At 39.6% G+C, this 18,104-nt stretch carries 17 protein-coding genes and 1 pseudogene; 4 read left to right on the forward strand and 14 right to left on the reverse strand.

Annotation, left to right across the window (positions count from 1 at the left end; genetic code table 11):
* Positions 1-273 (forward strand): annotated as a pseudogene (locus ACE3PQ_RS10375) (hypothetical protein); the annotation flags it as partial.
* Positions 274-342: 69 nt separating this feature from the next.
* Here the strand turns inward: ACE3PQ_RS10375 and ACE3PQ_RS10380 are convergent.
* Together ACE3PQ_RS10380 and msrB are read right to left on the reverse strand one after the other, a co-directional pair.
* Entirely contained in the window at positions 343-822 is a 480-nt protein-coding gene (locus ACE3PQ_RS10380) for a glutathione peroxidase (RefSeq protein WP_374297561.1), read from the reverse strand.
* Complete coding sequence (msrB, locus tag ACE3PQ_RS10385; protein WP_241571107.1) at positions 819-1,238, reverse strand: peptide-methionine (R)-S-oxide reductase MsrB; 420 nt, start codon at positions 1,236-1,238, stop codon at positions 819-821. Before msrB ends, ACE3PQ_RS10380 begins: the two co-directional genes overlap by 4 nt.
* A 165-nt stretch (positions 1,239-1,403) precedes the next feature.
* Here msrB and ACE3PQ_RS10390 point away from each other — a divergent pair, with 165 nt between their 5' ends.
* Positions 1,404-2,639: a pyridoxal phosphate-dependent aminotransferase gene (locus ACE3PQ_RS10390; protein WP_374297564.1), complete on the forward strand. Its 1,236-nt coding sequence runs from the start codon at positions 1,404-1,406 to the stop codon at positions 2,637-2,639.
* Positions 2,640-2,729: 90 nt separating this feature from the next.
* Here the strand turns inward: ACE3PQ_RS10390 and ppk1 are convergent, their stop codons facing one another.
* The 6 genes from ppk1 to rpsB form a co-directional block, all read right to left on the reverse strand.
* Positions 2,730-4,817, reverse strand: a complete 2,088-nt coding sequence (gene ppk1 / locus ACE3PQ_RS10395) for a polyphosphate kinase 1 (protein ID WP_374297566.1) — start codon at positions 4,815-4,817, stop codon at positions 2,730-2,732.
* 440 nt (positions 4,818-5,257) lie between these two features.
* Entirely contained in the window at positions 5,258-5,935 is a 678-nt protein-coding gene (gene mtgA / locus ACE3PQ_RS10400; RefSeq protein WP_374297568.1) for a monofunctional biosynthetic peptidoglycan transglycosylase, read from the reverse strand.
* Positions 5,936-6,132: 197 nt separating this feature from the next.
* Positions 6,133-6,522: an Mpo1-like protein gene (locus ACE3PQ_RS10405; protein ID WP_374297570.1), complete on the reverse strand. Its 390-nt coding sequence runs from the start codon at positions 6,520-6,522 to the stop codon at positions 6,133-6,135.
* Positions 6,523-6,570: 48 nt separating this feature from the next.
* Positions 6,571-6,744, reverse strand: a complete 174-nt coding sequence (locus tag ACE3PQ_RS10410) for a hypothetical protein (RefSeq protein ID WP_241571103.1) — start codon at positions 6,742-6,744, stop codon at positions 6,571-6,573.
* 175 nt (positions 6,745-6,919) lie between these two features.
* On the reverse strand, positions 6,920-7,795 hold the full coding sequence (gene tsf / locus ACE3PQ_RS10415) for a translation elongation factor Ts (RefSeq protein ID WP_241571102.1): 876 nt from the start codon (positions 7,793-7,795) through the stop codon (positions 6,920-6,922).
* Positions 7,796-7,994: 199 nt separating this feature from the next.
* Positions 7,995-8,750 carry a 30S ribosomal protein S2 gene (rpsB, locus tag ACE3PQ_RS10420; RefSeq protein ID WP_241571101.1) on the reverse strand — a complete coding sequence of 252 codons (756 nt, stop codon included), beginning with the start codon at positions 8,748-8,750 and terminating at the stop codon, positions 7,995-7,997.
* A 312-nt stretch (positions 8,751-9,062) separates the two neighbouring features.
* On the opposite strand from rpsB, the gene map reads away from it, so the two are divergent.
* Complete coding sequence (map, locus tag ACE3PQ_RS10425; RefSeq protein ID WP_374297573.1) at positions 9,063-9,890, forward strand: type I methionyl aminopeptidase; 828 nt, start codon at positions 9,063-9,065, stop codon at positions 9,888-9,890.
* Between the two features lie 318 nt (positions 9,891-10,208).
* Here map and ACE3PQ_RS10430 read toward each other — a convergent pair whose 3' ends face one another.
* Entirely contained in the window at positions 10,209-13,874 is a 3,666-nt protein-coding gene (locus ACE3PQ_RS10430) for an Eco57I restriction-modification methylase domain-containing protein (RefSeq protein ID WP_374297575.1), read from the reverse strand.
* Between the two features lie 289 nt (positions 13,875-14,163).
* Here ACE3PQ_RS10430 and ACE3PQ_RS10435 point away from each other — a divergent pair, with 289 nt between their 5' ends.
* Positions 14,164-14,568, forward strand: coding sequence for an NUDIX hydrolase (locus tag ACE3PQ_RS10435; RefSeq protein ID WP_374297577.1), 405 nt, complete (start codon positions 14,164-14,166; stop codon positions 14,566-14,568).
* On the opposite strand, the gene ACE3PQ_RS10440 is transcribed toward ACE3PQ_RS10435, so the two are convergent.
* The 5 genes from ACE3PQ_RS10440 to ACE3PQ_RS10460 form a co-directional block, all read right to left on the reverse strand.
* Entirely contained in the window at positions 14,565-15,002 is a 438-nt protein-coding gene (locus tag ACE3PQ_RS10440) for a 2-amino-4-hydroxy-6-hydroxymethyldihydropteridine diphosphokinase (protein ID WP_374297579.1), read from the reverse strand. The two genes, ACE3PQ_RS10435 and ACE3PQ_RS10440, sit on opposite strands and share 4 nt — an antisense overlap.
* Positions 14,956-15,354: a dihydroneopterin aldolase gene (gene folB / locus ACE3PQ_RS10445; protein ID WP_374297581.1), complete on the reverse strand. Its 399-nt coding sequence runs from the start codon at positions 15,352-15,354 to the stop codon at positions 14,956-14,958. Before folB ends, ACE3PQ_RS10440 begins: the two co-directional genes overlap by 47 nt.
* Positions 15,355-15,389: 35 nt before the next feature.
* Positions 15,390-16,694: an ABC1 kinase family protein gene (locus ACE3PQ_RS10450; protein ID WP_374297582.1), complete on the reverse strand. Its 1,305-nt coding sequence runs from the start codon at positions 16,692-16,694 to the stop codon at positions 15,390-15,392.
* Between the two features lie 123 nt (positions 16,695-16,817).
* Entirely contained in the window at positions 16,818-17,585 is a 768-nt protein-coding gene (locus ACE3PQ_RS10455; RefSeq protein WP_374297584.1) for a ThiF family adenylyltransferase, read from the reverse strand.
* A 27-nt stretch (positions 17,586-17,612) separates the two neighbouring features.
* Positions 17,613-18,092, reverse strand: a complete 480-nt coding sequence (locus ACE3PQ_RS10460; RefSeq protein ID WP_374297585.1) for a tRNA (cytidine(34)-2'-O)-methyltransferase — start codon at positions 18,090-18,092, stop codon at positions 17,613-17,615.
* Positions 18,093-18,104 lie beyond the last annotated feature (12 nt).

Raw genomic sequence — 18,104 nt, forward strand, 5'->3', positions numbered from 1 at the left:
AAAATTTGGGATCATCTTCGTCAAACAGAATATTTACAAGAACAAGTTTCAACAGGTGTTGCGCACTGGATTGACATCCATCAGAACGATACATTTGCCAAAGTGCTTGCAGACATCAATGTTGATCAGGATTTACTGCGTTCAGAGCTTGCGGATTTGTGTTTACCGATTATTGAAAAGTTGGTGATTGATGGATATTTTTCCGATCGTATTCGTTTTTATCTGATGCAATTTTATGCGTCTGATGAAGTGAGTGCTATTTTGCATGATTAAACCGCACAGAATACGTTAAGACCAAAGCACTGCTTTGGTCTTATTCAAGTCATTCTAAATATTCATCATTTAAGCCAAAGCTTTTTCGATATCTGCTTCTAGGCTTTCAGGCTTGGTGGTTGGTGCATAACGTCCAAGTATTTGTCCATCACGACCAATGAGAAACTTGGTAAAGTTCCACTTAATATTACGATTGATAAAACCTTTAGTTTCACGTGTGAGATAACGGAAGATCGCATGTGATTCAGGCCCTTTCACATCGACCTTTGCAAACATTGGAAAGCTCACGCCATAATTACGCTGACAGAACTCGCCAATTTCTTCATTACTACCCGGATCTTGCCCACCAAATTGATTGCATGGAAAGCCAAGTACCACTAAACCTTGATCTTTATATTTTTCATAGACATTTTCTAAACCGTGAAATTGCGGTGTAAATCCACACTTACTCGCTGTATTAACGATCAAAATTACTTTGCCTTTATATTCAGACAGGCTTTGCGTCCCACCCTCTAAGAGCTCCGCTTCAAATTGGTAAATATGACTCATGGATAATTGTCCTCATCGACATTTTGTTGTGTTTGTAATTTTAAAGAGGCAGAATTGATGCAGTAGCGCAAACCTGTAGGTTGTGGTCCATCTTCAAAGACATGCCCAAGATGGGCATCACAATTATGGCAAGTCAACTCCGTACGTGTCATACCGTGACTTTGATCATTATGTTCTTCGATATTACTTTGATCAATCGGACGATAAAAACTTGGCCAACCAGAACCTGAATCATATTTGGTTTCTGAAGAGAATAATGGCGTACCGCAGCAACGGCATTTGTACACGCCATCTGCTTTGCTATTCCAGTATTGTCCTGTAAATGCAGGTTCTGTACCTTTCTGACGAGTGATACGAAACTCTTCTGGACTCAGCTCACGTTGCCACTCGCGGTCTGTTTTATTGACTTTTCCCATTGTCCGCTCCTTTCATTCTTGTGTTGAAAATGTCATGATTGCACATCTTATATTTACGCTACTGAAATAAAAATTGCTAGTGTAAATATATGAAAATGAGTAAAACTTTTAACGATGTTTTGCTCTCGCCTTACAATCATTCATTGGAAATTACTGGAAAAGGTCATGTCCACTCAAAGTCGGTATACACGGGAAATTAAAAAATCAGCTAAATTGGAGCATGTTTGCTACGATATTCGCGGACCTGTGTTACGAGCCGCCAATGAGATGGAGGAACAAGGTCACCGTATTATCAAGTTGAATATTGGCAATCCTGCGCCATTTGGTTTTGAAGCACCGCAAGAAATCATCAATGATGTGGCGCTCAATCTTCCGAATGCCATAGGCTATTCAGATTCAAAAGGCATTTTCCCTGCACGTAAAGCAGTGTGTCAGTATTATCAGCAAAAAGGCATTTTAGATTTACACGTCAACGATGTGTATATCGGTAATGGTGTGTCAGAGCTGATTGTGATGTCGATGCAAGGTTTGCTCAATGATGGCGATGAGATGCTCATTCCAATGCCTGACTATCCACTATGGACCGCTGCGGTGAATCTATCAGGCGGCACAGCGATTCATTACAAATGTGATGAAGAAAATAGTTGGTATCCTGATATTGCCGATATGGAATCAAAAATCACAGCCAATACACGTGGTATTGTGATCATTAACCCAAACAATCCAACAGGCTCAGTCTACCCTCGTCATGTCTTAGAACAGATCGTGGCATTGGCACGTAAGCACGATTTGATTTTGTTTGCTGATGAAATCTACGACAAGATCATCTATGACGGTATTGAGCATGTATCGGTTGCATCAATCGCTAAAGATTTGCTATGTATTTCATTTAATGGCTTATCAAAGTCTTATCGCATTGCAGGTTTTCGTGCGGGTTGGATGGCGATCTCAGGTGATAAATCTAAAGCAAAAGACTTTATCGAAGGCTTAGACATGCTTGCTTCAATGCGTTTGTGTGCCAATGTCCAAGCGCAATATGCGATTCAAACTGCGCTCGGTGGTTATCAGTCGATTAATGACTTGATTCGCCCAGGTGGTCGCTTATACGAACAGCGTAATATCGCATGGGAAATGCTGAATGAAATCCCAGGTATCAGCTGTGTTAAACCTGAAGGTGCAATGTACTGTTTCCCGAAACTTGATCCAAATATTTATCCAATCGAAGATGATGAGGAACTCATGCTTAACCTTCTTCGTGCTGAAAAAGTATTATTGGTACAAGGCACAGGATTTAACTGGCCGACACCTGATCACTTCCGTGTGGTGTTCTTACCTGCGCCAACAGAGTTACGTGAAGCGGTCAGTCGTATTGGTCGATTCTTTGCGGCATTAAGAGCTTAGATTTGACGCTGAAATAAAAAAACTGAAACAAAAAATAGAGGCATAATTCAAAATTAATGCCTCTATTTTTATGGATTTTAAATGTACAGCTTATTGAAAATGCTCTAACAATACTTGTTGTGAAATATAAACCTCTTCACCTTCTTTCGGTGAAATACTTAGCCATTGAGCATCAGGTTGAAGCTCCCAGGCTTGTTGATTGTCTTTGAGATAATTCAATAAACCTTGTTCAATGATGCGCTTACGCAAAACAGGATCTTCAACTGGGAAACACGCTTCTACACGACTAAATAGATTCCGATCCATCCAGTCGGCACTTGAGCAATAAACACGTGGATTACCATCATTTTCAAAATAATAAACACGTGTGTGTTCTAAGAAACGACCGACGATCGAACGCACATGGATATTTTCCGATAAGCCTTTCAGCTGAGGACGTAAGCAACAAATCGAACGAATGATGAGATCAATTTTCACGCCTGCTTGCGAGGCTTCATACAATTTATCAATTAATTGCTGTTCTGTAATCGCATTCACTTTGACGATGATACGTGCATTTTTACCTGCAATAGCATTGGCAATTTCATGGTCAATAAAGTTCATGAGTTGCTGATGTAGGGTAAATGGAGCATGTAAAAGTTTTTTCAATTTAACAGTTTTACCCATACCCGTTAGCTCTTGGAAGACACGATGTACATCTTCCGAAAGCTCTTTATTGGTGGTTAATAAACCATAATCGGTATAAATCCTTGCATTACCTGCATGATAGTTACCTGTCCCAAGATGGACATAACGCATCAGTTGATTGTCTTCACGACGGACAATTAAGATCATTTTGGCATGAGTTTTATAGCCCACAATACCATATACAACGACCGCACCTGCCTCTTGTAGAATATTCGCGACGGCAATATTGGACTCTTCATCAAATCGAGCACGAAGTTCAATGACAGCGGTGACTTCTTTGCCATTACGAGCCGCTTCGGCAAGCACTTGTACGATTTCCGAGTTAGGTCCGCTACGATACAAAGTTTGCTTAATCGCTAAAACTTTTGGATCACGTGCCGCTTCACGAAGTAAATTAATCACTGGCGCAAAAGACTCATACGGATGATGCAGTAAAATATCTTGCTTTTTCATCGCTGAAAAAATGCTTTCAGACTTTTTGAGCACCTTTGGGATTATTGGCGTGTGCGCAGTATAACGCAAGTGTGGACGTTTAAAGTTGGAAATGAGTCTAGTTAAGTTCACAGGACCATTGACTTTATACAGGTCAGATTCTTCTAGATGGAACTCTTCAAGTAAATATTCATAGATATGTTGAGGGCAGTTTTCAGTCACTTCTAGGCGCACAGCACGACCAAAGCGACGTGAGCTCAATTCACCTTTTAAGGCAATCGCCAAATCTTCAACATCTTCATTGAGTGCCAAATCGGCATTCCGCGTGACACGGAATTGATAGCAACCTGTCGCCGTCATCCCTGGGAAAAGATCAGACACATGCTCATGAATAATTGCAGAGAGCATCACATGATGCTCATGTCCACCAGTTAGCTCATCAGGTAAACGTACCACACGAGGTAGCGAACGTGGTGCAGGTACGACCGCAAGCTCGATTTGACGACCGAAAGCATCTTTGCCTTCTAAAGTAACAATAAAGTTTAGACTTTTATTGACTAACCGAGGAAATGGGTGCGCAGGATCAAGGCTAATCGGCGTAAGAACAGGTGCAACTTGTTCTTGGAAATATTTTTTCAACCAAACTAATTGCTCATCCGTGAGTTCATCACGTTTGAGGAAACAAATATTTTCTTCACGTAGCTTTGGTAAAATTTCCTCATTCAATATACGATATTGACGATCAATCGCCGCATGTGCCGTTTCAGAAATACGATCAAGCACCTCACGGGGTGTAAGTCCATCTGGGCTATGGCTTTCATTACCTAAGTACAATTGCTCAAGTACACCTGCGACACGGATTTCAAAAAACTCATCCATATTACTTGAAAAGATCAATAGAAAGGTCAGACGATCTAATAATGGGTGTGCAGGATTGACCGCTTGTTCAAGCACACGCAGATGGAAGTCTAAAATTGAGAGCTCACGATTGATATAACGATCATGAAAAGTATAATTATTGGTCGCTTCTGTTGATGGATTCGATGCTGCTTGATTCATTGAAAGACTGCCTTAAATTTATCAATGAGATTGTTTTCTTTATTATGCGACATAATTATGACAATTCGGTAAAAATCTTGTTTAGCAATAAATTAAATTCAATGATCATGTTAAAATACGCACTCGCACTAATTCACGCCAATCCCAATTTTTTATAAAAGCATGACTGTCGCATTGAATGCTTAAAAAACTTAGATTTTGGCAATTTTGGTTGACTATGCCAACCAAAATTGCGCTTGGGGTTGGGGGACGAAGTACCCCAACCCCCCTCCACGCCGAGCTCTTGCACTACGTATATGCAGTGCTTGTACGTGCTCAGCAGTGAGGCGAGGTCAATATCATTTTTTAAAAAATATAAATTGATTTTTATAATTAAATATTAGATAGATAAACCAATATCTTAATGCGTAAACCAACAAGCTATAGCTGAGATTAGTATACTAATTCGGCAAGTGACTATATTTCATATAGCGTAAAATCATACGCTTACGTGCTTTGAATTTGCCATCAGGACCATGATCTTCATAGTAACGTGGATTTGGAAGCATAGATGCAAGATGCGCAGCTTGATCTTTGGTCAGGCTTTTAGCACTTTTACCATAATAATGTTGAGTCGCTGCTTCAATACCGTAAATCCCTTCACCAAATTCAACTGAATTGACATAGACTTCCAGAATACGGGCTTTAGACCACATACGCTCCATCATCCATGTTGCAACGGCTTCTTGAGCTTTGCGTACATAAGAGCGTTTGTTAAATAAAAATAGATTCTTAGCCAATTGTTGTGAAATGGTCGAGCCACCTGCAACGACTTCGCCTTTCTTTTCATTCTTCTTGATTGCATCCTCAATGCCTTCCCAGTCGAAGCCATTGTGCTCAAGGAATCGCCCATCTTCTGCGGTGATCACAGCACGTTTAAAGTTATCGCTAATATCTTCGCTATCTTTCCATTCATGCACGACTTTGGCATTTGGTGTCGTGAGATAGTAAGTGCGCATAAACATGGTTGTTTCCACTGGGAAAAAACGCCAGTACGCCAAACTGGTGAAAATCCAAATTTGTACCAACAGCACCGCACAGACAAAAAACAGTAATAAACGAAGAATAAACTTTTTCATATCAATCTAAATCTTGCACATCAAAGTGAATGAATTATCAAAAATAAGCCTACACATTGAGCAGGCATAATCATCAACTTAAACATTCTAACCAAAATTCATAATATAAAAACAGCGATTTGACAAATTTAGGCACGCATGGCTATCTAGTTCTCATTTTTATACTTTAAAAAACTCTGAAGTAATCATCAGAATATTTAATGCGGAAATTTATCCTTCGCTTGATCCGTCAAACTAATCTGACCTGTCGCAATGTGGTAGTACATCCGCCAGTCCGACACAAAACTGTACAAAGGCTGTTTAAATGAAGCAGGTTTATTCTTTTCAAAGCCAAAATGACCGATCCAAGCACAGGCATAACCAGCGAAAAATCCTAAAGCCACATAGCGCTTTTGACGAGTTTTAATCGCTTTACGAAAAGCCAAAAGCCCCAAACTACTGCCGAGAAAATGTAAACGGCGACAATTCAGGTCATGATGTTCTGTGAGATAAAAGCGATAAAACTGCTGATAATCTTTGATCGGCATTTGTAGTTTTTCTGTATGCTCAGGTGCTTGGTAGCTACTAAAATCCTGTTTCATATTCATTTGATTTTCTCCTTAAAATCCATACTCAATCACATTGCAAGCATCAAATTAGCGTTTACCCATCGAACGACGTGTACCACGTGGCGGCATCCATGTCCGATCCGCATATTGTTCAGGTTTCGGACGCACATGGCTATGTGTATCTTGCGCATCGAGTGCTTGTTGGTCATCGCTTTGCGATGGCATTGGGAATGGCAGTTTGATTGCTACTTTCTTCTTCATCACTTTAACACCTGTAATGATTTAGCTCATGGATATTATGCTAACAACTACGCTAACATAGTTTGATTAGAAATAAAAAGGACTAAACACGATCAATGTTCAGTCCTTTTGGTCAAAAGGAAAAGATTTTTAGAAGTTTATTTCGGCAATCTTTCCATTTTTAAAAGCAGTCTGCTTATTTAGCAGCAGCTTGAGCAGCAGCAACTTCTTCAGCAAAACTCATTTCAGCTTTTTTCTCAATCCCTTCGCCTACTTCGAAGCGAACGAATTGTGCAACAGTCGTACCAGTTGCTTTAAGTACATCAGCAACTTTCTTGTCGTTGTCGATCACATACATTTGACGATCAAGAGATACTTCGTTCAAGTATTTTTCTACTGAACCAGAAACCATTTTTTCAATGATGTTTGCAGGTTTGCCAGACTCTTGAGCCTTCGCTTCTGCAATTTCTTTCTCTTTTGCAACCAAGTCAGCAGGAACATCTTCAGCAGATACTGCAACTGGGTTGAATGCAGCAACGTGCATCGCCAAACCTTTACCTGTGTCCGCATCACCTGTGTAAGAAACTACTACACCGATTTTCAAACCGTGCTTATACACTGCCAAGTTGTCGCCTTCAACGATTTTTGCACGACGTACTTGGATGTTTTCACCGATTTTTTGAACCAAAGCGATACGTGTTTCTTCAACAGTTGTACCATCTTCAAGTTTAAGTTCTGCGATTTTCGCAGCATCAGTTTCGCCAGCAGCAAGTGCAGCATTTGCAACTTTATTTGAGAAGTTGCTGAAGTTTTCGTCTTTAGCAACGAAATCAGTTTGGCAGTTTACTTCTAAAAGAAGTGCTTTATTGCCTTCTTGTACGATCGTGATCGCACCGTCAGCAGCAATGTTGCCTGCTTTTTTAGCAGCTTTTGCTTGACCAGATTTACGAAGGTTATCAATCGCTAGCTCGATGTCGCCACTCGCTTCTTCCAATGCTTTTTTGCATTCCATCATTGCTAGACCAGTACGGTCACGTAATTCTTTTACCATGCTTGCAGTAATTGCAGTCATGTCATTCTCCTAATTCGGATGATTGATTTAAAACAAAATCTTTAAATAAAAAGCGATTAGTAAAAAACGACTTCAGGAGTCGTTTCTTTTGTGCGCTTAGTCTGTCTTTTTTGCATGTCACTATAATGAAAAATTTAAATAACAACATTAAAATGACATCACAACGGCAAAAAGCCTTTTAAACTAAGCGCAAAAGCAATTACGCTTCTTGAGATGCGTCTTCTGCAGCCGCTTCATTTTTAGCTTGTGCATTTGACTGAGTTTGAGCGTACTCTTTACCCGCCAAGATTGCATTCGCCATTGCAGAAGCATACAAAGTTACTGCACGGATCGCATCGTCATTACCAGGAATGATGTAATCAACGCCATCTGGATTGGAGTTTGTATCAACGATACCGATTACAGGAATACCCAAGTTGTTCGCTTCTTTGATTGCAATCGCTTCGTGGTCAACGTCGATAACAAAAATCGCATCAGGCAAACCGCCCATGTTCTTTACGCCACCAAGTGAACGCTCAAGTTTGTCCATTTCACGAGTACGTTCTAGCGCTTCACGCTTAGTCAATTTCGCAAAAGTACCATCTTCAGATTGAGTTTGAAGATCTTTCAAGCGGTTGATTGATTGACGTAAAGTTTTCCAGTTCGTCAACATACCACCTAACCAACGGTGATCAACGTATGGTTGACCTGCGCGTTGAGCTTGTTCACGGATGATGTTAGACGCTGCACGCTTTGTACCAACGAAAAGAACTTTATTCTTTTTGCTAGCAAGACCGTTCACCATATTCAACGCATCGTTCAATGCTGGAACAGTTTTATCAAGATTGATGATGTGAATTTTGTTACGTGCACCAAAAATGTAATTACGCATTTTTGGATTCCAAAAACGTGTTTGGTGACCGAAGTGCGCACCAGCTTGAAGAAGGTCACGCATACTTACGTTATAATCTGCCATTTTCTTTACCTTAAAGTTTGGGTTAGGCCTCCATATGTCCGCATTCTCCACCTTATTCAATCTTGATGTTTTAGATTGGAATTTATCCTTCTAAGACATTGATTTAATTAAAGCACCCAGAGTAATGTGTCGACATATGTGCGGATTTTTAATTCATCATTTTAACAATACATAAGATTTGTCTGAGATTTAAATCAAAACAAAATCCTTCGTCTTAAACTGTGCCCTAAAAACACATGAAAAACCATTTGATAAAATGAGGCGCTCTTTATACCATAGACTTGTTTAAATTACCAAAAGTTTTTATAGATCATGAATAGTTATCAATCTGCTCCAAGTCGCCTAATTAAATCCCCTGACGCCATCGAAAAAATGCGCATTGCGGGACGACTGGCGGCAGAAGTACTGGATATGATCAAACCATACATCTTACCCGGTGTAACCACACTCGAACTTGATACTCGCTGTCATGACTATATTGTCAATGTGCAAAATGCCATTCCTGCGTGTTTAGGTTACGGTGGTGGTCATGGTCGTCCAGCTTTTCAGCACAGTATTTGTACTTCAGTCAATCACGTGGTCTGCCACGGTATTCCAGCAGATAATAAAGTCTTGAAAAAAGGCGACATTCTCAATATTGATGTCACCGTGATTAAAGACGGCTATCACGGCGATACCAATATGATGTATGTGGTCGGCGGTGAAACGACTATCTTGGCTGATCGTCTATGCAAAGTCGCACAAGAAGCAATGTATATCGGCATGGAAACGGTTCGTGCAGGTTCATTTGTCGGTGATATTGGTTATGCCATTCAAAAATATGTGGAAAGCCAACGCTTTAGCGTAGTACGTGAATATTGTGGTCATGGTATTGGCTCAGTATTCCATGATGATCCGCAAGTGCTTCATTATGGTCAAAAAGGCACTGGTATGCGCTTAGAAGCAGGCATGACCTTTACCATTGAGCCGATGGTCAACGCAGGTGTTTGGCAAACCAAGACTTTGGGTGACAAATGGACTGTGGTGACTAAAGATCATAAATTGTCTGCACAATATGAGCATACCATTCTCGTTACCGAAACTGGCATTGAAGTATTAACAGCTCGTCCTGAAGAAGACTTATCACGCTTTAATGTGTAAATGAGACAGCGTTTACAAGCCTTGTAGTTCATTGGCAGAACTGACAGCACTTTCAAGTCAAAAAGGTCACTTCATCGTGACCTTTTTTTATCTATCCAATTCATCATAAAAAAATGATCTAAAATCATTCTTATAGCTTAAATAATTTATTTATATTTTATTTTTATCAATTTTATTATTGTGTTTCAAAAATAAATATAAAAACATATCGCACCGTCATGATCGTTTTATCTCAAAAAATAATCTGATCGGTGCCAACCTTGAAACCGTTGCGTATAAGAAATCTAAAATTACCTGTCATACATTCAAAGAAACATTCTAATTTCTGACAGTATAGCTGTCCTCAATGATGTTAATTTCTTCTTCGGTCAGGTCGTAAAGCTGATAAACCAATTGATCGATTTGGTTTTCTAAATCGGTGGTATCTAATTTATCTTTTTTTAGTTCCAAAATGTTCTTTGTCAACTCTTCAAGTGTTTTCATTGACTCTTGATTTATTGGGAACGGGTAATTCTGTAAATCCTTAATCACAATCTTTGGAAACAGATTTCTATTTCCCTTAACTGTTTGTCGTTTGTGATAAAAACTAATGAGCTTTGAGTTCAAATAACCCAAGAGCGAGAATAAGGAGTACTTACTGTCTTTTTTTAATACATTCAATATGCTTTTATTATTTAAGTATGTATCAGAAACATACATTGCTTGAACCACTGTCGGAAACTTTCCTGTAATTTCTCGAATAAGTATTCTTGGTAAAGAAAATTGTTCAATTGTTTTTGGCTGAGAAAGCCATTCACCATAACGAAGCCACTGACCTGACCAATTCAAAATATACCTGCCGACATCTGCCCCATTCAAATATGGATAGGTATTCTCATCAAATTTGTAGTCATAATCAAAAACGTGATTTTTAACATCATCTGCTGTTTGTTTAGGTTTGCCTTTGCCTTTTTCATATGCTTGAAGACCTACCTTTACATCATAATATTGATTTAAGGGTTCAGACTTTGTCTTGATTTTATTAATTATTGATGATTCTTCATCAGTTGATGTTATGTCGAAAATGAAATTTCTATTTTGTCTCCATACATTGGGATTTATTGTTACAAAACCTTCTTCGTTTATAATCCCTGAACTTAAACTTGAATATTTAATATCTGCTTCAGAATTTATTTTAGATGCAGTAAGAATACAAGATTCTACACCTACACCTTCAAATGTTTCACCAAGTAAATTAATTAATGAAATAATTTGATTTTGATTCAGTAATAAGTCTCTTATCTTGTAGGCAGACTCTACGCCAGTTATTGAATTTGGTATAATGAAAGAAAAATTTCCTTTATTCTTTAATATGCTGAAAGACTTTTCAATGAAAAGAATATATAAGTTAGGCTTCTCGTGTATTGAATTAAAATTGTTATAGAAATACTGCTTAGCCTTATCGTCAAAGTTTTCTCGGGATAAAATGTATGGCGGATTGCCAATCACCACATCAAAGCCGACAAACTCGCCATCATCATTGAGCACTTCAGGAAATTCAAAACGCCATTCAAACGCATTTTCAAAAATCTTATTGGCTTTGATCTCTTCGATTTCTATCTCGAGTTTCTTGGTTTCATCAGTGAGCTTTTTGACTTTCTTATTCCAATCCGCTTTTTCCTTTTTGCTCATCTCAAAAAGTTGCCCCTGATTGGTCATTTGATGCAACTCGTCAGACAGTCTGCGTAGTTTCTTCACTTTTGGATCGTTCAACGAAATTTCACTTCTAAAATCCGATTTGATGTCGGCAATCAGTTGCTCCATTTCTCTTTTCTGATCTTTGCTTTGGGCGTTACGATATGTGTCAACGGCTGTTCGATAGCTATCAATCGACCACTTGTTCTTTTTCAGGGCTTGTTTCAGGTCGGCATCAATAGCAAATCGGCTAATCAGCGAGTTTCCGCATTTGATGTTGATGTCAATATTTGGCAGTGTTTCGAGTTCCGTGGCATTCTTGTAATACGCATTTTTCAGAAGCTCAATCCACAACCGCAAACGGCAGATTTTTACCGAGTTGGCATTGATGTCCACACCGAAAAGGCAGTTTTCAATAATGGTTTGCTTTTCATGGAAAAGTGTTTGTTGTATGCGTTGGCTTTCTTTGTTTGTGGGGTTGTATTCAAAAAGTTCGCCTTCTTCGTCTGTAACAATCAATTCATCATTGACCACTTCCACCTGATATTCTTTTAGGCGTTTTCCATCAAGGTCTTGCAGAATTTTTAAGTCATTTTTCACGGCAATCATTTCATTGAGTGCCGAAACCAAAAAGTGACCTGAACCAACAGCAGGGTCACAAATCTTAATGCTATTTACAATCTGGTTGGCTTCGTTTCGATCTTCAATTTTGTCGTAAAGCGCTTCAATCGTGGTGCAATTCCATGTTTTGATTTCGTTGAATTTCTCAAGAACCGCTTTGCGAATGGTTTCACGACACATATACATGGTGATGAATCCAGGCGTGAAAAACGAACCGTCTTTGTAACCGTTGATTTTCTCAAAAATCAAACCCAGCACAGACGCATTAATCAGCGTTTTGTTGTCTTCCTGAATTTCTTCTCTACCTTCTGCGCCAAAGTCGTAAGCATCTAAAAACTCAAATAAATATTGAAGCGTGGAAATATTACCTGTCCGTTTTTTGCCTTGCTGGTCTTTGAGCACCGTTTGTGTAAAGATCGGAATGGTTTTATCGTCTTTCAGGTTGCTTATAAACAAAGTCACCTGTTCATTGTCTGTCGGCTCAAAAAGCGAAGAATTGAGATACGGCGTTTTTTCAAATGCTTGTTTGACATCTTGGTTACGCTCGTCATAGCGACGTGCCAAGACCTGAAAAAACAAACTATTGAGGTCGTCATAGTTCTTGATTTTTTCAAAGTTAAGAAAGGAATAGGATTTGTCACCTTTGTGATAGGTAATCAGTTGAGCTTCTAACAACTTCAAAAATAAAATGCGGTTGATCCATGTGATTGAAAGCTCGAGCGCAACATTAAAAAGACGCTCCTCTTTGCTATTACCAAACCGAGCAGGCTTATCAAGTCGGCTTAATTTATCCAAACTGTCGAGCTGAATGATCGTATCTTCAAGAATTGTTCCTGTGTGGCGTTCGCCTTCTTTGTTCCGTCCAATCAGCTTCTTGCTTTTTTCTTTGGTTTCGGTCAATCCGATAATGTGCAACAACTCACCATAAAAGCGCTTATCAAGGCTGTTGCTATCGTTGCTAAACGGAAGTTTTAACAGATGTTCAGGCGATAACAGTTTGAATAAAGCAATCAGCGAATTGTCATCAGCCTTGTTGGTATTGCGTAATGGTTTTTGAAAGTTCTGAATATTGAAGTATGTATATTCAATTTCTGACGTGATAGCGGCAATAAATGGCTCGGCAATGTGTTTGTAGAAAAAATCGGTTTTCGTGTCTGCCAAGCGTCCGTCTTCAAAGTCGTTGAATTGCTTTACTAGACATTTGTTTTGGGCAAAAAGTCTATCAAATAAGGTCGCATCAAAAATAAACCATTCGTTGATGTTAGTCGCCACCAAATGTTTTACTTCAAGATTTTTGTGCGTAATCCGCTCTCGTAAGTAATACAACACCAATTCCTGAAATGCTTTTGTGTTGAGCTTTTTGGCAGAGATCATTTCGGTTTTATTGGTTGGCTTTTTAGCTTCTAGGATTACACCAACCGAACTTTTAGCTGTGTTGCCATTATGAATCACCAAGTCGTTTCGACCTTTGGTATTGATGAAATGGTTCGGGTCGTAATAGGTTTTCTTTAAAAAGTCCGAAACCAAATTTTTGTGAAACTCTTCACTTTCTGTGTCGTTTGTATAGTCGAGTAAAGTAATGAGATTGGTCTTGAAATTTTCAATTTCAGTCCGATTCGGTTTTACTTTTAAGTAGGCTTTGTTCAGCGCCTTTCGTGGTGTTAATTCTTTTAAATTTTTGATGCTCATGGTGTCTTTTTACAATTACTATCAATGGGTTGGCGCTTGGCGAAATGGCGGATTTTTACGCATAAAACTACAGTTTAGTAATATAGCAATTGTTGCAGTCCAGTCAATCCTTTTACAGGATGTCAGCAAGTAATTCTCAAATACACATTGTCCAAAAAAAGTCTTGTAAAGTGGAACAAAAACAATATTTGACAAACAATATCGGATTTCAAAGCTTTACTGATGATTACCCAGTGCATGCTATATTGTGCCTAACGCCATTCAACTAAATGCATATTTCGAGAAATCAATGGGCTATCACGATCTATACCGAATGGGTTCACATGCCGTTATCCTCAATGATCAACAGCAAGTGTTACTTCTGAAAGCAACTTATGGCGAAAAAGCCTGGGGATTACCAGGTGGCGGTCTTGACCCGAATGAAACCATTCATGATGCTCTCTATCGGGAATGCTTAGAAGAACTCGGTTGTGAGGTGGAAGCGCTATACCTAAGCGGTGTGTATTTTCATCATGTGGTCAATTCACATGCCTGCATTTTTCGTTGTCAAATCAAAGACAAACAAACTATTCAACTTAGCGAAGAACATAGTGAATATGCGTGGTTTGATATAGATGATTTAAGTGAAGTACAACGAGTCCGTGTGGTCGATTGCTTAAATTTTGATGGTACAGTAATCAGCAGAGCGTTTTAATTTGAGCTCATTTGTGCGAGATCAATGCGCATAAAATCATGCGTGATTTGATTCAATCGTTCATCCTGCCAAATCTCAGATAACGGAATCACCACATCATCAGCAAGTGGCAATTTTTTGGGATTAAATTGCATGCTCTGAAAAGTATCGCCCCACGCAATCAAATCGACATCGAGTGAGATGCTATGCGATGGACGCTTCCGACCTGTATCTTGTTCAAGCTGTTTTAATGAAGTTACAACTTGCTCAACCGTCAAACTAGATTCAAGTAAACAGGCTGCATTCCAATAATCCGCTCCAACCTGATCACGACATGGAATTTCATAAACCGAAGACACGTGGCAACTGCCCCACGTTTTCAGCGTGTCTAGGCAAAGTTGTAAATGTTTAGATTTGTCTAGATTGGTCGCTATGGCGATGGCGTAAATAGTCACGTTGACGCTCGATTTGGATTCCGACGGATTGTGCAGCGGGAATAATAGCAGGCTTGCGCACGGTAATGTTAATTTTTTCAATGGCTTCAAACTGTTGCATCAATGCCACAACCACTAAATCCGCAACGTGTTCGATCAATTTTGGCTTGGCATCGACAATGACTTGCTCACAGATTTCACAAATTTGGGCATAATTCAAAGTATCTTCAAGCGCATCACTACGACACGCTCGATCCAGATCACAGGAAATTTTCAAATCCAACAATAGCCGTTGCAGGATTTGCCTTTCCCAAGTAAAGCAACCGATCACCGTATCGACTTTTAATCCTTCAATAACAATGAAATCGGTCATACTTTACCCTTTTTATCACTAAATACCTTGATCGATTAATGCATCAACTTTGAGGCAGGTTCAATATCGTGCAACATCTGTAAACGGTTGTCTGCATAGATGTCGGTATAAGGTGCAAGCACTCGCATAAAACGATCAAAATACAGCATTTGCTTGAATAATAGGGCAAAATCACGTGGGAATCGGATGCCATGACGCTCACCAACCCCAACGATGTCGAGCATAATATCATTGAGATCAGCAGGTTTGGTGCTGAGTAATTCTTGCGGATCAGACAGGAGCACGCCACTAAACAGACGTTGTAAATCTTCAGACAAAACTTTGGTGTCAATATTCTGGTCGGTCATGCCCATTTGAAGCATGTACATCGCCATATTGTCATAGTCAGTCTGTTGCAGTGCATCCATAAATTTCATGCACGCCGACCAAACTTCAGGTTGCAACTGCCCGACAATCCCAAAATCAATAAAACCAATTCGTCCATCACGGAGCAACATCAGATTGCCTGCATGCAAATCCGCATGAAAACTTGGGCACATCATCAGACTACCAAACCATGTATTCATTGCACCGATCAACACTTGACTTGGATCTTTAGCATACTTTTTCACCACGTCAAGATCTGTGAGTGGCACGCCATACAAGCGCTCCATCGTCAGTACCCGACGAGTCGAATGTTGATGATAGACTTTCGGTGCAGTGGCAATGGTATTTTGGCTCACTTGCAGATATTGCTTAAAATCTTCAAGATTTTGCGCCTCTTCAATGAAATCCACTTCACGCACCATGCGTACACGGATTTCATTAACGATGTCTGACAGCGAGGCAAATTTGACTTTCGGAACGACACGTTCAAACATTTTTGCTGCGAAATGCACCACACCTAGATCGGTATAAAGAATGGTTTCCACATTCGGCTTTTGTACTTTGATCACCACATCTTCGCCTGTTTTCAGCACGGCAGCGTGGACTTGAGCGATAGATGCAGAAGCTAAAGGCTTTTCTTCAATACTTTGGAAAATATCGTTTAAATCTTGACCTACAAACTCCTCTGCAAGCACTTGCTGAATATAACTAAATGGCAAAGCAGGTGTTTGATCTAGACATTTTTGAAATTCTTCCACATATTCACGAGGGAATAATGATGGCGTACTGGCAATAAACTGACCAAGCTTGACGTAAGTTGAACCAAGCTCTTCAAACGTTTCACGCATCAATTGGGCTTGATTCGGTTGTTCAGTAGCAAACTTAATGCCTGCTTTCGCTGCAACAATAGCGGTTTCGCCCATTCTCGCAACAGAACGCAACCCTGATAATAATTGTTTTTTTCTTTGACTCATCACTGATCTCAAAACGCTTTAAAAATGGAATATACAACTGTATTGTGGCAATTGTAGCAAATTTGGCGATTTAAATATTACCAAAAAGTCAGACAATATCGGCAAAATTGTTGATTATTGTTCTTAGACTTTTCCGCAAACTATACAACTCGCATCAGCACTGACTTTCACGATGCGCTGTTGCATATTAGTGCCATCCCACAACAATAATTTACTCAAAAGTGGAGAGTGTCCTAATCCCAAATACAATAAGGCATGATGTGCTTGTAAACTCGCCATGACCGCAGGAGTCGTCGTTAATACCCCGGAATTGGCACACCGTCGCTCATCAGGATTTTCATTCGATGACTGAGGAAATACGCAGTGGTAGCATGGCTTTGATTTCAACATCATCAGTTGCCCTTCTAAACCTATGGCTGCCGCAGTGAGTAATGGTATTTTTCGTTCTACACAAAACTGATTCACAGCATAACGTGTCGCAAAATTATCACAGCCATCTAAGACCAAATCAAAATGATCTTTTAATTGCTCTGATAATACTTGATCAAACTTGTCACGAATCGCTGTGACCTTGACCAGCGGATTAATACTTTTTAAGTGATAAGTCAGTACATCCACCTTGAGCTGCCCAATTTGATAGGGATCAAAGGCAATCTGCCGTTGGATATTGCTCAGCTCAATTTTATCAAAATCAATAATCGTAATTTTGCCTACGCCCGCACGAACAAGCATTTCACTCGATGTACAGCCGAGTCCGCCTGCACCGATAATCAACACATGACTATTTTTTAAATTTTGCTGCGCGTCAATATCCCATTCATTGAGCAAAATATGCCGACTATAGAGATGTAATTCTTCATCTTTGAGTTGCGCTTGAGCTGATTCATTCATAAAAAATTTTTGAAAATCTGAAAAATTTTAAGCTAAATTGGCAAAGCCTTGCTGACGCCATGCCTCATAGACAATCACCGCAGTGGCGTTGGATAAATTTAAACTACGAGAATTTTCCGCCATTGGCAGTCGAATCCAGTTTACTTGCGGAAATAACAATCGAACACTTTCAGGTAATCCACGTGTTTCAGGGCCCATCAGTAGCGCCACAGGACGATTCAAATTCACTGTATGTGGTGTGGAAAAACCTTTGGTAGTAAGCGGAAAAATTGTGTTTTCATCAATACCTTGCTTTTTTAATTCAGCAAGACAACTTTGTAAATCATCCCAAATTTTCATTCTCGCCCATTCGTGATAATCCAAACCCGCACGTTTGAGTTTTTTATCATCCAGCTCAAAACCAAGCGGTTTGATCAAATGTAACTGCGCACCTGTATTGGCACATAGTCGGATGATATTGCCCGTATTGGCAGGAATTTCAGGCTCAAATAAAATAACGTGAATCACGCAAACACTCAA

It is taken from the genome of Acinetobacter sp., assembly GCF_041911495.1.
Classification (GTDB): Bacteria; Pseudomonadota; Gammaproteobacteria; order Pseudomonadales; family Moraxellaceae; genus Acinetobacter.